The 14,470-nt window shown below is 73.8% G+C and carries 11 protein-coding genes and 1 pseudogene; all 12 read right to left on the reverse strand.

Annotation, left to right across the window (positions count from 1 at the left end):
- Positions 1-1,306, reverse strand: a pseudogene (locus G5C51_RS32545) (hypothetical protein); the annotation flags it as partial.
- Positions 1,306-2,667 carry a condensation domain-containing protein gene (locus tag G5C51_RS32550; protein WP_338118385.1) on the reverse strand — a complete coding sequence of 454 codons (1,362 nt, stop codon included), beginning with the start codon at positions 2,665-2,667 and terminating at the stop codon, positions 1,306-1,308. The gene G5C51_RS32550 and the pseudogene G5C51_RS32545, both read right to left, overlap by 1 nt.
- Entirely contained in the window at positions 2,652-3,389 is a 738-nt protein-coding gene (locus G5C51_RS32555) for a 4'-phosphopantetheinyl transferase family protein (RefSeq protein WP_338118386.1), read from the reverse strand. Before G5C51_RS32555 ends, G5C51_RS32550 begins: the two co-directional genes overlap by 16 nt.
- Positions 3,386-4,723: an MATE family efflux transporter gene (locus G5C51_RS32560; RefSeq protein ID WP_165242718.1), complete on the reverse strand. Its 1,338-nt coding sequence runs from the start codon at positions 4,721-4,723 to the stop codon at positions 3,386-3,388. The genes G5C51_RS32555 and G5C51_RS32560 overlap by 4 nt, the downstream gene beginning before the upstream one ends.
- The gene (locus G5C51_RS32565; protein WP_165242720.1) at positions 4,716-5,900 is read right to left on the reverse strand and encodes an acyl-CoA dehydrogenase family protein; all 1,185 of its coding nucleotides are present in this window, start codon (positions 5,898-5,900) and stop codon (positions 4,716-4,718) included. Before G5C51_RS32565 ends, G5C51_RS32560 begins: the two co-directional genes overlap by 8 nt.
- Complete coding sequence (locus G5C51_RS32570; RefSeq protein WP_206314578.1) at positions 5,897-6,580, reverse strand: acyl-CoA dehydrogenase family protein; 684 nt, start codon at positions 6,578-6,580, stop codon at positions 5,897-5,899. The genes G5C51_RS32565 and G5C51_RS32570 overlap by 4 nt, the downstream gene beginning before the upstream one ends.
- Positions 6,577-7,329: a hypothetical protein gene (locus G5C51_RS32575; RefSeq protein ID WP_165242722.1), complete on the reverse strand. Its 753-nt coding sequence runs from the start codon at positions 7,327-7,329 to the stop codon at positions 6,577-6,579. Before G5C51_RS32575 ends, G5C51_RS32570 begins: the two co-directional genes overlap by 4 nt.
- A 40-nt stretch (positions 7,330-7,369) precedes the next feature.
- Positions 7,370-7,630 (reverse strand): acyl carrier protein, encoded by a 261-nt coding sequence (locus tag G5C51_RS32580; protein WP_165242724.1) that lies wholly within the window; start codon positions 7,628-7,630, stop codon positions 7,370-7,372.
- Complete coding sequence (locus G5C51_RS32585; protein WP_165242726.1) at positions 7,611-8,885, reverse strand: type III PLP-dependent enzyme; 1,275 nt, start codon at positions 8,883-8,885, stop codon at positions 7,611-7,613. Before G5C51_RS32585 ends, G5C51_RS32580 begins: the two co-directional genes overlap by 20 nt.
- Complete coding sequence (locus tag G5C51_RS32590) at positions 8,882-10,264, reverse strand: preATP grasp domain-containing protein (protein WP_338118387.1); 1,383 nt, start codon at positions 10,262-10,264, stop codon at positions 8,882-8,884. Before G5C51_RS32590 ends, G5C51_RS32585 begins: the two co-directional genes overlap by 4 nt.
- 20 nt (positions 10,265-10,284) lie before the next feature.
- Positions 10,285-11,214 carry a 3-oxoacyl-[acyl-carrier-protein] synthase III C-terminal domain-containing protein gene (locus tag G5C51_RS32595; protein WP_240930080.1) on the reverse strand — a complete coding sequence of 310 codons (930 nt, stop codon included), beginning with the start codon at positions 11,212-11,214 and terminating at the stop codon, positions 10,285-10,287.
- Complete coding sequence (locus G5C51_RS32600; protein ID WP_338118388.1) at positions 11,211-14,210, reverse strand: SDR family NAD(P)-dependent oxidoreductase; 3,000 nt, start codon at positions 14,208-14,210, stop codon at positions 11,211-11,213. Before G5C51_RS32600 ends, G5C51_RS32595 begins: the two co-directional genes overlap by 4 nt.
- Positions 14,211-14,470: the final 260 nt, after the last annotated feature.

The following is a 14,470-nucleotide window of genomic DNA, read 5'->3' on the forward strand; positions in this document are numbered from 1 at the left end:
GGCGGGAGACGGGCACGGTGGCGGTCATGTCGGCGGCAGGTGCGGTGGCGCTCGTGCCAGCGGCGGGCGCTCCGGCGGTCGTGCGGTCGGCAGACGCAGCTCCCGTCGTACGAGCGGCGGGCGCGGCGGGGGTAGTGCGATCGGCAGACACGGCCCCCGTCGTACGAGCGGCGCCCGCGGCGACCGCGCGGTGGCACCAATTGGTGGCTGCCGCGTGTCCCCGGTCTCCCAGCGTGGCCTGGTCGTCCGGGCCTAGGCCGGCTGTGATCCAGGAGCGCAGCGCCTGCCGGGCGGCCGCGTCCCGTACCAGCTGGTGGGCCGGGTCGGGCTCGGGGGCGACGGCGGGGGAGAGGGCGCCCAGCAGATATCCGGCCGCCCACACCTCGGCCGCGAGAGTGGCCGGCAGCCCGGCAGGCGGGTTCTCGGCCGCGAGCGAGTCCGGCTCGGCGGTGGGCTCCTCCGCGGCCGCAGCCGCGATTGCGGCGCGGGTGATCTCGTCCTCGGCCACCCCCACCAGCTGCGACCACGGCCGCCACGGCCAGGTGAACGGCTGCTCGGCAGCCTCGCGTTCGCCGCTGCGGCGGATGCGCAGGTGGCAGCGGGAGCCGGTGAGTTCGACCGCGTAGCCGAGGCCGGAGGCGAGGACGCCGTCGTCCAGCGTCGGGCCGGTCCAATAGCCGGTGCCGACCGGCTCGTCGACGCAGGCGACCGCGAGGCGGACGCCGTGGTGGTCGTTGCCGGCGACGCTCGGGCGGGTGCTGTGGTCGAGCAGATGCGGCACCGGAGCGATCACCGGGATGCCGCGCTCCGCGCAGAACACCGCGATGTGCTCGTCGTCGTCCCGGGTGACGTCGGGGAAGCCGCGCAGGAAGTCGGCCAGTTCGCGGGCGGTGTCGGCGGGCAGCGCCAGGCCGAGGGACGGCACCCACTCCCAGGGCGCGAGCCGCACCGCCGGGTAGCCGCCGATCGCGGCCTGCCGGACCCGGTAGGAGTTGTACGGCGACACCCACAGCACGCCGAGCGAGACGGCGCAGCCGGGGTGCCGCTCCAGCAGGGTGTGGACGTGCTCGGCGAAGCCGGGCCGCAGATGGACGTCGTCCTGGACGACGAGGTGGTGGCTCGCCCCGTCCGCGACCGCCGCCCACGCGACCTTCGCGGTGCGCAACGGGCTCGGCACGCCGTCGGGTTCGGGGTCCTCGACGATCCGCGCGGCGAGCGGCCGGCACTCGTCCAGGATGCGCTCGGCGCCGGCCCGCCGGGACGGGTGGCACATGATGACGGTGCTCAGGTCGCGTGCGTACGCCATCAGGCAGCAGCCTCCCGGGTGATGAGGGATTCGAAGTCGCGCAGCATGGCCTCCGCGGCCGGCTCGTCGATGAGGCTGGTGTCCACGGTGAGCGTCACCGGCATCAGATAGGCGCTGCTGTAGATGTGCCAGGCCAGCGACGTCTGCGACTGCTGGCCCGCCGGCTCCCACTCGATGACGGAGTCGGCCACCGCGCCGGGGCGGCGCTCGCGGTCGTCGACGGTGCGGGTGTGCCAGGTCATGTCGCGGAGGTCGTTGTACCAGCAGGTGAGGTCGGCGTCGGTGGCGTGGAGGTCGGGGAGCAGGGCCGACTTGTCGTAATAGGAGTGGTAGTAGGTCTTCATGGCGGCGCGGGAAGCGCGGCGGGCCAGTGCCTCGAAGCCGCCGTCGCCGTCTTCGCCCCCGCAGTCCAGGGCGAAGAGCCCTTCCAGGGTGATCGGGCTGACCGTGTCCCGGAGGCCGGGCAGGAACCGGTTGCTCACCATCACCTGCAGCGCGCAGCGATCGGTGCCGGCCTGCCGGGCGACGACGGCGGAGGCCGCGGCGAGGAGGATCGCCGACGCGTTGACCCGCCAGCGGTCGCTGAGCGCTTCCAGCGCGCCCGGCAGCGTCGGCGAGGCGAGCACGCCCTGCCGGAAGGCCGGCGGCGCATCCGGGCGGCGGGTGAAGAGCCGTGTGGGACAGCGCTCGAGGGTCTCCCGCCAGTGCCGCCGCGCTGCCAGATCGCGCTTCTGCCCCTTGGCCGAGGCCTGGTACGCCGCCTCGTCCAGTGGCTGGAAGTCCGCCGCGGCCTTGCGCAGCGCGGCGGCGTCGGCACCGCCGAGCAGGGCGGTGAGCGTGCGGTCCACCCGGGAGAGGCCGAGGGCGTCGCTGGCGATGTGCGACAGCGTCAGGGCGATGTACGCCACCTCGCCGCCGACCAGGACCAGCGCGGCCCGTATCGGCCACTCGGTCGCGCAGTCGAAGCGGACCGCGTGCCACTGCCGGTCGATCTCCGCGGTCAGGGCAGCGGCTTCGGCCGCGTCCGCCGCCTCGAAGACGTACGCGTCGAGGCTGCCGTCCCCGTCGAGGTGCTGCCGCATGGCGCCGTCGGCGTCGATGACCACGCGGGTGCGCAGCGAGTCGTGGACGGTGAGCAGGCCGCGTACGGCGGCGAGCGCGGTCTGCGGCGGGACGGGCGGCGAAACGGGGTGCAGGACACGGACGTTGGTGCCGTGGTCGTCGGGCTCCATGTCGAGCATCGCCCGGCGGATCGCCCACTGCCCCCAGGTCGCGGGCCCCTCCCCGGCCGGCTCGTCGGATACGGGGAGTGCCGTCACCTGGGCGGTGCGGCCGGCCACCGGGCTCAGTTCGGTGCGCACAGATCTCTCCAGTCGCAGAGGTGGTGGTCCACGGGGCCGGGTGGGCGCCCGGCGGCGGCGACCGCGGCGGCGAAGCCCGGGGCGGGCTTCAGGTCGGCGATGAAGTACTCGGCGCCGTCCCACCACTTGGGCGCGGGGCCGCGGGAGTCGTGGGGCAGGACGTGCAGCAGCCGACCGCCGGCGGCCTTCGCCCAGGCCTCTTTACGGGCGAGCAGCCGGCACAGCCGCCGCACCCGCGCGTGCGCCCCGGGCGCGGTGGCGACCTCGGCCACCTCGGCGGGAGCGAAGAACCGCAGGGCCAGCGCCGCCGGTTCGCCGTGCGGGTGCTCCGCTTGCAGATCCACGCCGACCGCCGGGCCGCGAGTGAGGGCGATGAGCGCGCGCTGCCCGGAGCGGGAGAGGCTCCACGCACAGTCGGCCACGGGCGCGGGCTTGCCGTTCGCGGCGGCCGACCAGGCGATGCGCTCGGCGGGCAGCCCGGTACGGGCGGCGAGCAGCACCCGCACGGCGGCGTGCGACCGCAGCAGCGCCGCCCGCTTGCGGGGGTCGGTCAGCCGGGCGACACGCGCGTGCTCGGCGTCGTCGAGCAGCCGCAGTGCGGCGGCCTCGGCCCGCGGGTCGTCCGGCGCGAGATCCACCTCCCATACGGAGACGGCGCCGGCGTCCGCGCGTACGGCCCCGGCCTCCGCGCCCATCGTGGCCACCCCGCCGTCCGTCCTCACGCCGCGGCCTCCGCGAGCCGGCCGTACCGGCGCCAGGCGACGGCCAGCAGCATCCCGCCGATCACGAAGTTGCCGATCGCCAGCGCGGCGAAATACGCCTTCGGCTCGTCCATCGCGCGCGCGATCAGGCCGCCGCCGACGTTCACCGCGAGCAGATAGGCCAGGTCGGTGGCGATGGCGAACTGCCCGCTTCTCACCTGCTGCAGCGTCATGTTGAGCATCGTGATCAGACCGAACGCCACCCAGCTCAGGCTGACCGCGGACAGATACGAGGAGGCGAAGTCGGCGGTGCCGTCGTCGCCGCTCATGAAGTCGCCCAGCGGACCCGCCAGCGCGAACACGGCGATGCCGATGACCGCGTAGACGGCCAGCGCGTACCGGACGCCCACCAGGACGACCGGCCGCAGCAGATGCGTCTCGCCCGCGCCGAGGCTCTGGTTCATCGTGATCGCCGCCGCGGAGCCGAGCGCGATCGCCGGGGCCAGGCACAGCACCTGGACGGCCTGCGCCGCGCCGTAGCCGGCGACGGCGTCCTTGCCGAAGCCGGACAGCACCCACAGCGAGGTGTAGTTCATGGCGCTGATCAGCAGGTACGCGATGGACACCGGGATGCCGACGGCGGCCAGCACCTGCAGCGTCTGCGCCCGCGGCTCGGCGACCGGGCCGCGGTCCCGCAGCATGCCCGTCCGGACCAGCAGGAAGAGCCCGGCGGCGAGCGTGATCACCGAGGAGATGGCGATGGACCACGGCACCGCGTAGACCCCGAGCCCGCCGAACTCGTCGAGCAGCCAGACCCCCAGCACCTGCGTCACGGCGACCGTGATCGTGATGGCGGAGGCGGAGCGGGCCAGGCCCCAGCCGCGCAGCGTCCCGGCGACCACCGAGTTCAGGACGGCGAGCGCGTACGCCGCGACGACCAGCCGGGCGAACAGCACGAAGGTGTCGGTGTGTTCGGCCGAGACATCCAGGGTGCGGGCCATCTGCGGGGCGAGCACCGCCACGACGACGGCGAGCACCAGGAAGCAGCCGAGCGCGAAGGCGCCGAGCCGGACCACCGGCGGCCGCCGCTCGGCGTCCGCGCCCTTCTGCCGGGCGGCGATGACCTGGCTGCTGATCTCGATGCCCTCCTCCAGCGCGAGGAAGACGAAGGCGATCGGGATGAACAGCGCCCTGACGTACAGCGCCGCGCCGCCCATGTTCCCGAGCAGGGCGGAAATGGCGAACTGGGCGCCAAGACCGGTGACCACCCCGAGGGAGATCGGCACCGCGAGCCGGCGGACCCGCACCCCCAGATCGCCGGGTATGGCGGGCCGCTCGGCCTGGACGTCAGTCATGGAGGATTCTCCTCTTCAGGTAGCCCTGCGCGAGGTTGAGGCGCTGCATGTTCCCGGCGCCCTCCATGAACTCGAAGGCGCGCGCGTCCCGGTGGATCTTGTCCAGCAGCGGGTGCTCGAAGCGCGCCCCCGGGCCGAAAAGACGCAGCGCGAACTCGCTGGCCTCCAGCACCAGTTCGGCCGCCTTGTACTTGGCGGCGGAGGACATCGTGCCGTCACCGGGATCGATGTCGGCACGGGCCGCGGCGGCCCGCGTCAGCCGCCGTACGCCCACCGCCCGGCCGCGCAGCGACTCCAGCCGCCACCGCTCCTCGGCGCGCAACTGCCGCCGGTGCTCGGCCGCGTAATCGAGGGCGGCGCAGGTGACGCCGAGCGCCATCGCGGCCACGATGGGGCGGGCCAGGCAGAACGTCCGCATCGCGCCGACCATGCCGCGCCGCACCGGCGACAGATGCTTGCCGAGGATCTCCTCGGGGGCCACCGGCATGTCCTTGAAGGAGATCTCGCTGAGCCCGAAGGCGCGCATACCGGTGGTGGCCAGCGGGGTGGCGTGGAAGCCCTCGCGCGACGGGTCGATGTGCACGGCGACCACGCCGACCGGTCCTGGACGCAGCCGGGCGAAGGCGAGGCCGAGGTCGGCGCGGGCGCCGTTGCCGATGTACCGCTTGGTGCCGCGCATGACCTTGCCGTCGAAGGGCCCTGATCCGGCGGCCGGATCGGCGTCCACCAGCGCGTTGCTCTGCTGGGTCGCGTCGGAGCCGGCCTGCGGCTCGGTGACAGCGAAGAAGGTCCAGGTGGGGCCCTTGGCGAGCCGGGTGTAGTAGCGCTCCAGCTGCTCCGGGTCGGCGAGCTGCTCGGTCGCCACCCCGGACAGGGACGGCCCAGGTGCCGAGATCAGCAGGGCCGCGTCGCCCCAGGCCAGACGCTCGTAGACGACGGCGCGCTCCGCGCAGCTGTACAGGTAGGCGGGGCGGCCGTCGACGATCAGCGGGTCCGGGTTGTACTCGGGCGGGAGGGAGAGGAAGAGCTGGTAATAGGCGTCGCTCACCACCGGGTTGAGCGTCCTGGGGTCCGCCTTGGGGTCGTCCATGGCCAGGGCGGTGGAGCGGAAGGACCGGGCGTGCTCCTCGACCGCGTGGGCGAGCCGGTCGTGATCCGGCAGCGGGTAGGACGTCATGAGCTCACCTCGGCGGAGTCGGCGGTCACGGCGGTCTCGGCGGTCGCGGCGATGTCGGCGATGTCGGCCATCTCGGCCATGTCGGCGGTCTCGGCCGGGTAGATGTCCCCGAGCAGGTCGTTGATCCGGGCGAGCCGGCCGGGTTCGCCGTCCACGTATCCGGAGGCGCCCAGCAGCCGCAGCCCGGTGCGCTGTGCCTGCGCCGTCGCCACCGCGGCGCGCGGCAGCCCGTCGGCGCCGTCGAGGTCGAGCAGCAGTGCTGCCTCGGCCAGGTCGCCGGCCGCCTCGCCGATCATGGTGCGCACCGCCGACACCTGGATCAGCGGCTCGCCGCCGGTGCGGCGGCCGCCGATGTACGCGGTGGCCAGCTGCAGCAGCCGCTCGGCCAGCCCGAGCCGTACCCAGGCCGCGCCCAGCGCCCAGGCCGCGGCGCCGTCGCGGCGGCCTTCGTCCTGCCATACGCCGACGGCGCCCGAGTCGTGCTCCACGGTGGCCAGTTGCCGCGCGCCGGACCGGGTGTCGGGGGCCGGGTGCAGCGGCAGCATCGTGTGGCCGCCGGGCCCGTATCCGGGGCCGAGCTCCGCCGTCAGCGCCTGCAGCGCGGGGGCCGGGCCGTCGTCGCGGGCCCGGGCGCGGCAGCGGCGCCCGAGCTCCGGGTCCAGCACGTAACCGTTGGTCATCGCCTGGCCTCCATGGCCGGTAGGGGTGTGGATACGCGTGCGACGGGGCCGGGCGCGGCGAAGCGGATCCGGCACTCGTAGCCGAGCTCGTCGTCGCGGTCGGCCAGGGCGAGTTCGGCGCCGGGGCCCCCGGCATGGCGGGCGGCGAACTCGTACCACGGCCGCAGATGCCCGGCGCGGGTCGCCGGGCGCCGCTGCGCCGGGGGCAGCCGGCGGACCTCGAGGCCGGTGAGGCGCAGGCCCGTATCCCCGCTGTCCGCGCCCGCGAGGACGAGAACGACCGCCCCGGCCCGCGGCGGCAGCGGATACGGCTCGGGCGGCAGCGTCGACTGCTCCATCAACACCACCGCGGCCCGCCGCACCTCACCGACGGCGATCCGGCCCGCGGCGGAACGGAGCGCGGTGAACGGGCTCGCCGCCCCCTGATCGCTGACGCCGAGGACCAGCGGCCGCCCGCCGAGCCGGTCGGCCAGCAAGGGGCCAGGCAGCAGCCGCGCCTGCGAGTCCGGCATCGGCGTCGCGATCACCACCATGTCCACCGCACCGGCGTCCGCGAGCTCCTCGGCGGCCGCCTGCGCGAGGTCCGCGTACGACACCTGCTCGCCGTGCACCAGCCAGTCGTCCGACGGATGCGGCCCGTAGAGCTTCTCCAGGTCGTGGGCGTACTCCTGAAGGTCGGCGAAGGTGGTGCCGCCGACCCCCGGCGCGGGCGCGCCGAGCGCGGTGAGGCGCTCCAGCTTTACGGGCATGGGCCTCGGTATCGGCATCGGTATCGGCCTCGGCATCGGCTCAATCACCGGCGGTGGAGGCGCTGATGAAGGCGCAGACCGCGGCCACGGTCTCCAGGTTCTCCGGCTCCAGCTGCTCGGGGTCGACCTCGATGCCGTGGTCGTCCTCGAGCGTCATCAGCAGCTCCAGCACGCTGGTGGAGTCGAGCCCCAGCTCCTCGAAGAGCTTGGTGCCGGCCCCTGCGTTGCTGAGGTCCGTGTTCAGCACGCTCTCGAGCGACTTGATCACCAGGGCCTGAAGGTCACCCGCGGGTGCGGTCATGTTCCATCTCCTTCACGGGGAATTGACGGTCGAGCAGGTCGTCGACGGTGTCGCGGCGGCGGACCAGGTGGGCGCGGCCGTCGCGGACGAGGACTTCGGCGGGAGCGCCGTGGCTGAGAAAGTGCACCGGCGAGGCCGTCGGCCCGTACGCGCCGGACCTGGCCACCCCGATCAGGTCGCCGGGCGCCAGATCGGCCGGCAGCAGGACGTCCTTGCCGAGGGTGTCGTTGGGGGTGCACAGCGGCCCGGTGATATTCCAGGGGGTCAGCTCGTCGGTACGGGCCGCCACCTGGTGAATCGGAAAGTTGCGGCGGAAGGGCGAGCCGATGCCGACGGCGGCCATGTGGTGGTTGGTGCCGCCGTCACAGATGGCGAAGGCCTCGCCGCGCGACCGCTTGGTGTAGCGGACGCGGGTCAGATAGGTGCCGGCCGGGGCGGTGAGATACCGGCCCAGCTCCATGACCAGCCGGGTGTCCGGGTGCTCGGCGCGGAACTTCCCGAAGACCGGATTGAGGCCCTCGGTGAGCCCGCCGGGATCGAGATCGCTCTCCTTGGAGTGATACGCGACGCCGAGCCCGCCGCCCACGTCGACCGTGTCGAGGGGGAAGTCCAGCTCGGTGGCGAGCCGTTCGGCGAGGTCGAGGATCCGGGCGGTGTTCTCGGTGATGGCGTCGGCGGACAGGATGCGGGTGCCCATGTAGACCTGGATGCCGCTGACCCGCAGGTGGTCATGGCGCAAGGCGGCCGGCGGCAGCGCAAGAACCGTCTCCTCATCGATGCCGAACTGCCGCGGCTTGCCGCCCATGGTCAGCCCGCCGCCCTTGAGCGAGAAGCCCGGGTTGATCCGCAGCAGCACGCTCGCGGTGATGCCGAGCCGCGCCGCCTCGGCGTCGACGACCTCCAGCTCAGCGAGGGACTCCGCGACCAGGCAGGCCCCGGCCGCGAGCGCGGCGGCGATCTCCTCGCGGCTCTTGCCGGGCCCGAGGAAGAGCATCTGCTCACCGGTGGCGCCGGCCCGCTGGGCGGTGACGAGTTCGGCCAGCGAGGAGAGCTCGGCGCCCGCGCCCAGCTCCAGCAGGGACTGGGTCACGGCGAGGTTGGGATTGGCTTTGAGCGAGTAGAAGAACTCCACATCGGGGTGCAGCCGGTCGCGCAGGCCTCGGTACTGCTCGCGCAGCCGGTCACCGTCGTAGACGTACAGCGGGGTGCCGAACTCCTCGGCCAGGTCCGTAAGAGAAGGAGGGGAAGGGGTCATCTGAGCTCTCCGAACTCGGCGAGACGGGCGGTCACTTCGGCCGCCAGGGCGTCGGATCGCTCCTGGCCGGGGGCGATGAGCATGAGATAGAAGCGGCCGTCCGCCGGACCGGAAGCGTCGACGAAGCCCGCGTTGACGGTGGCGAAGCTGTTCGGCAGGGCCCCGTGCCCGGCCTCCGGCCGGTACAGCAGCTCGCCGAGCACCTCGGCAAGCCGGGCGAAGGCGACAGGCCCCGGCAGCAGGACGTCGAACTGCCGGGCCGTGACCACGGCGTCCGCGGGGATACAGCGCTCCTGCAGCCGGGCCTGATAGCTGGACATGTTGTTACGGGCGTTGATCTCCAGCAGTGGCAGCAGCGAGCCATCGCGGCAGACGATGGCGTCCACCCCGACAGGCCCGAAGTAGCCATCCGCCGCGAGGCTCTTGCCGACCTGCTGCGCGGTGTCCTCGACCAGGTCCCGGTGCGCGGGGGTGAGCCGCGCCGGATAGCGGTGACCTTGGTGGACACCCCCTGCCGTCAGGGCCTCCTTGACGAAGTCGAAGCGCACCGAGCCGTCCCGCGCCACCGTGAAGTGGTAGTTGAGATCGACGGCCTTGTCCGCCCACACCTCCACGACCACGGCGAGCCGGTGGTCACCGGTGCGCTCGGCACGCCGGCGCACCATCCGGATCAGCTGCTCGAGCCGCCGGGGCCGGTCGGCGACGGCGATGCCTTTGCCGGAGACCCCGTACGCGTCCTTGACGCCGACGGTGCCGCCGGCCGCGAGCACTTCGGCGGCCCGGTCCACGGCGGACTCGAACTCGCCCACCGACTCGCACTCCCACCCCTGGGCGAGCGGCACCCCGAGCCGGGCCGCGAGCCGCCGTCCGTAAATCTTGCTGTTGACCCGCTTGGCCACATCGGCGGCCGGCAGGGCGACCGGAAGGTGCGCGGCGGCGGCCAGCGCCTCCTCGGCCCGCGACACCCCGTGCGGCAGCAGCCGGGCACCCGCCCGCCCGAGCCCGGCCAGCCGCCGCAGCAGCCCGGGCGACTCACGGGCCTCGTCGGTCACGGGCACCCGCGCCCGGCACCGATCCGTCAGCTCGATGCCGGGCAGCCCGAGGCCGAGCGACCGCAGATAGTCCAGATAGCCGCGGTCAGGCGCGGACTTGAGGACGACATGATCACCCGCCTCGCCCAGCACCAGCGCGAGCTCGTCCATCCGGGCCACCACGGCGGAGGGCGCGCCGTCCCCCACGGCGGGCAGCCCGGGCTCACCGCGCGCCCACTCCCGCTCGACCTCGATATTGCCGAGCAGCACCAGCGGCGTAGCGGTGTCGCCGGTGCAGGCGAACCGCAGGCCGCCGGTGAAGTCCAGGGACGACAGATCGTCCGGCACGTGCGCCTCCTCGATGCTCATCAATGGCGGAAGACGGCCGCCGCGAAGGTGGCGCCGAGCCCCACCGCGGCCATCAGATAGAAGTCGCCCGGCCGCAGCCGGCCGCTCTCGCGCAGGGTGGCGTAGTTGACGAAGCCGTCGGCGCAGAAGCAGTGCCCGGTCACCGGGACGTTGTCCAGGAGGATCCGCGACCGCGGCAGGTCCAGCAGCTTGGCGGCCCGGGCCCAGGAGATCCGGTTGACGTTGTGCGGCAGGATCCAGGCGAGGTCGTCGAGCTCGATCCCGGCCGCGGCGACCGCGTCCCGGATGGCATCGGTCAGCATGACGGGGTAGCGGCGCTCGAACTCCTCGCCGTACGCACCGGGCAGGTCCACATTGGCGTACTCGCCGTAGGTACGGGTCACATAGCCGCGCAGCACGTCACCACCGCCCCGGTGGGAGACCAGGCAGGCGGCGGAGGACTCGCCCATGACGGTGGTGCCGGGCAGCATCCGGGCCCGCTTCCAGTGCGTCTTCTCGCCGGTGAGGACGAGCGCGAGCGCGTCGGGATCACCGTCCTCGGCAAGCAGCCGCCCGGCCAGATCCACGGCGGCAAGCCCCGAGGCGCATGCCTGCTGCAGGACGGTGAACACCTGGGCGTGGGATAGCCCGAGCTCGTCGGCGGCCTCGTGCACGGGGTGCTGCGAGGCCTTGGCACAGATCGGGATGGTGCGCCCGCTGATCACGTACGAGACGCGATGCTCGTTCCCCTTCAGCCCGGCCAGCCGCCGACCGGCGGAGACCAGCTGCTCGCGCATGCTCATGCCGGGGGCCAGGCGGACGTCCTTCAGCCCGTAATAGCGCTGGAACAGGGCCAGTTCACGATCGGCGAGCCCGAGCTGCGGCGCCAGCTCGGCGATCGGGACGGACTCCGGGGCGAGGTGCGCGGCGACCTCGACGAGGGCGGTCATCGTGGCTCCTTTCCGGGGCCGGCGAGCGCTGCCGCCCGCTTGTCCCGCGTGGTCAGCCCGGTGAAGGCGAAGAGCAGCCGCCCGGCGCCGTCGACGGCTTCGCAGCGGTCGGGCCGGAGGCGGTAGCGGAGTCGTACGGGATCGGGCAGCTCGGCGAGGGCGGCGTCGTTGCCGGGGGAGTGCAGGTCGAAGCGGTCGATACGGACCGGCACCGGCACGGCGGCCCGGTCCGGTGTGGCGGTGACGGCGGCGGTGGCGCGGAGGAGGCTGTCCATCGCCAGCGCCGGGAGCAGGAAGTCCGCAAGCTGCCCGCTGCCGCCGGGCGGCGGGAGGTGCAGCAGCGCGGTGCCACCTTCGCCGGAGGCGTGCTGGTCGCGCAGCGAGTCGAAGATGCCGCCGAGCCGGACCGGCGAATCGGGGAGTGCGTAGGCGTCGGCGGCGGCGCGCAGGTCCCGGGCCACGGGCAGCGGAGCCGGCGCTTCGGTCCGGCCATCCGCGAGGAGCACCGTCATCCGGCAGTACTCGAGGGGCGGAATGGGGCCCCGCTGCGGGCTGCTGACCGAGACCTCGACCCGTGGCCCCAGGCCGCGGCCCGTAACTACCAGCCGCCGAGGCCACCGCTCCTCGGCGGCACGGACGAAGCGCGAGAAGACGGCGTCCACGATGGCGACGGGTCGCCTCGCGACGCCGGCACCGCTACGTATCGCAGCTTCTGCCGCGATCTCCATCAGGAAGGTGCCCGGCAGCGTGGGCTGCCCGTCCACGCGGTGGTCCCGCAGCCACGGATGGGCGTCAAGCTCCAGGTCGAACTCCCAGACCCGGCCGCCGTCTTCACCCGCCACCGGACCACCCCGCACGAACGCTCCGCGCCCGCCGGGCCGCTCTCCGGCAGCCCGCAGTCCCGGGGCGGAAGCGCCGAGCATGCGCCACTCGGTCTCACCGAGCCATACGGGCGTCAGCTCGTCGTCGCGGCGCCGCTCCAGCGAGGTGCGGAACCAGCGGCGACCGAGCTCGTCGTCGAGATGGGTGAAGTTGTCCTTGCGGGCCAGGTACGCGTCCTTGACCTGGGTGTGAGTGACCATGCCGCTTTCGGTCCACAGCCCCGACACGAGGGCGTGCACGTCCGCACCCGACGTGGCGCGCTCGTAAGCGGCGGCCTGGACGAGGAATTCGTTGGCGGAGATGTAGTCGGCCTCGCCACGGCGCGGGACGACCGTGGTGACCGAGCTGATGGCCAGCCAGACCGCGGGGTTGTGGACGGCGAAGGCCTCGCGCAGGTGCAGCCAGCCGCGCACCTTTACGTCCCGTACCGCCCGGAAGCCGGCGGCGGTCTTGCGCCGTAGGGCAGCGGCGCTCTCGACTCCGGCGCCGTGCACGATGATGTCGGCGCCGCCGCTCACCTGGGCGATGTCGGCGGCGATCCGCCGCATGTCCGAGGCGACCCGGACATCGCACTGCCGGTAGTGCACCCGGTCGGCGCCATACGCGGCGGCGAGCCGGTCGATGGTACGTACCCGCTCCGCCGTCCGGCGCCAGCGGTTGTAGCGCTCGTTGAGCGCGGCGATCTTCTCGCCGGGGTGGTCAGCCATTAACTGCCGCAGGGCGGCGGGACGTTCGGCCGGGAGCTCGGTGAGTACCTCGGGACCCGCGGCGGGCCCGGAGCCGAGCAGCCAGATGGCGCTCGGCCGGGACAGCCGACCGAGCTGGTCGACGAGCTCGGCGGTGATGCCACGGCCACCGCCGGTGGCGACGATGACCGGGTTGTCCGGGAGCGGGCGACCGCGGGGCTCGTCGTCCTCGGGCGACAGCACGGGCTCGCAGCGAACCCCACCGCGGTAGTGGGCCACGGCGAGATGGCGGTCGGTGGCGGACTCACGCTCCAGCAGTTCGAGGCCGGCGGGCAGGTCCGCACTGTCCGTAACGACGCCGTAGACGAGTCCGTCGGGAAGATCGGCAGCCAGGGCACGCAGCAGTCCGGTGAACAGTCCGGTCACCGGGGCGGCGGCGGGCGCGGCGGGATCGAGGGCCAGCACGGCGAAGGACCCGCCGTCCTCGATCGGGTCAGCCAGCCGGCTCGCGGCGGCGAACGCGAGCTCGTGCAGCTCCAGGGCAGCGGCGGGGAGCGGATCGCCGCCGCGGGCGTCGAGGATGACCCGGATGTGCCGGACGGGGTGGCCGGCGACGGTCTCGGGGAGCGCGTCGGGCCCGATTGCACGCGGCGGGGGTGGGGGTGGTGCCGCTGCCGCTGGTGCGGCGGATGGCTCGACATCGGATGGTGACGGCAGCATCGCCGGCTTTCGTCCGCTCTCGGTGCGGGTGGGATGGCTGGCTACGGAAGGGGCGAGGGCGGCATGGTCGGTGGGATCTGTGTGCGGTGTACGGGCGGCCGGGTCTGTGTGCGGTGTACGGGCGGCCGGGTCTGTGTGCGGTGTACGGGCGGCCGGGTCTGTGTGGGGTGCACGGGCGGCCGGGCCTGCGTGCGGTGCACGGTCGGTGGGGTCGGCGTGCGGTGCACGGTCGGTCGCGCCTGCGTGCTGCTGCCCGCCATCCGCGTCGAGGCCAGCCGGCGTCAGCACCACACAGCCCGGCGGCGGTTCGGTGCCGGCCAGCAGCTCCGGGGCGTTGGTCAGCACCAGCGTGCCTGGGCCCAGCGCCGCGATCGGCTGCCGCACCCCCGCCCGCTCCAGCCTCCGCAGCCGCAGCACGTGGGGCCGCAGCTCACCCAACGCGGGGCCGGCTACCGCAGAGCTCGCCGCCGCCGTCACCGCCTCCGTCGCGCTGCCCACCACTCCGTCTCTCACCCCGGCCGTGCCCGCGACCGCCTCTCCGCCCACACCCGCGGCCGTTGCCTCAGCCGTCCCCGCCGAACCGGCGTCCGCCGCGCCCGAGTCCACGGCCGGGGAGTAGAAGAGCGCGGGCGTGCCCGAGAGGACCGGCGCCAGCAGCAGGTCCCGTGCCGCCCGCGCTTCCACCGCTTCCGTAGCCAGCCATCCCACCCGCCCCGAGACTGAACGAGACCCGGCGACGCTGCCGTCACCATCCGATGCCAAGCCATCCGCGGCACCAGCGGCAGCCGCACCACCGCCACCCACGGCGCGGTGCAGCGCCATCAGCCCCTCGGCAGCGTGGAAGTGCCGGCTGTCTCCGGTAGAAGCGGCGTCCCGGCGCGAGCCGGCGCCACCGTCCGTACCGGCGGGGCGGCCGCCATCAGCAGGAGTGGCCACCCGCCCCGCGCCGTCGACCCCGTCCTCCGTAC

The organism is Streptomyces coryli (assembly GCF_011044975.1).
In the GTDB taxonomy this organism is placed as follows: domain Bacteria; phylum Actinomycetota; class Actinomycetes; order Streptomycetales; family Streptomycetaceae; genus Streptomyces; species Streptomyces coryli.

Coding starts and splice junctions, on each gene's coding strand:
- G5C51_RS32560 (WP_165242718.1), bottom strand. CDS start 4,723: ATGACTGACGTCCAGGCCGAGCGGCCCGCCATACCCGGCGATCTGGGG.
- G5C51_RS32565 (WP_165242720.1), bottom strand. CDS start 5,900: ATGACGTCCTACCCGCTGCCGGATCACGACCGGCTCGCCCACGCGGTC.
- G5C51_RS32570 (WP_206314578.1), bottom strand. CDS start 6,580: ATGACCAACGGTTACGTGCTGGACCCGGAGCTCGGGCGCCGCTGCCGC.
- G5C51_RS32575 (WP_165242722.1), bottom strand. CDS start 7,329: ATGCCCGTAAAGCTGGAGCGCCTCACCGCGCTCGGCGCGCCCGCGCCG.
- G5C51_RS32580 (WP_165242724.1), bottom strand. CDS start 7,630: ATGACCGCACCCGCGGGTGACCTTCAGGCCCTGGTGATCAAGTCGCTC.
- G5C51_RS32585 (WP_165242726.1), bottom strand. CDS start 8,885: ATGACCCCTTCCCCTCCTTCTCTTACGGACCTGGCCGAGGAGTTCGGC.
- G5C51_RS32595 (WP_240930080.1), bottom strand. CDS start 11,214: ATGACCGCCCTCGTCGAGGTCGCCGCGCACCTCGCCCCGGAGTCCGTC.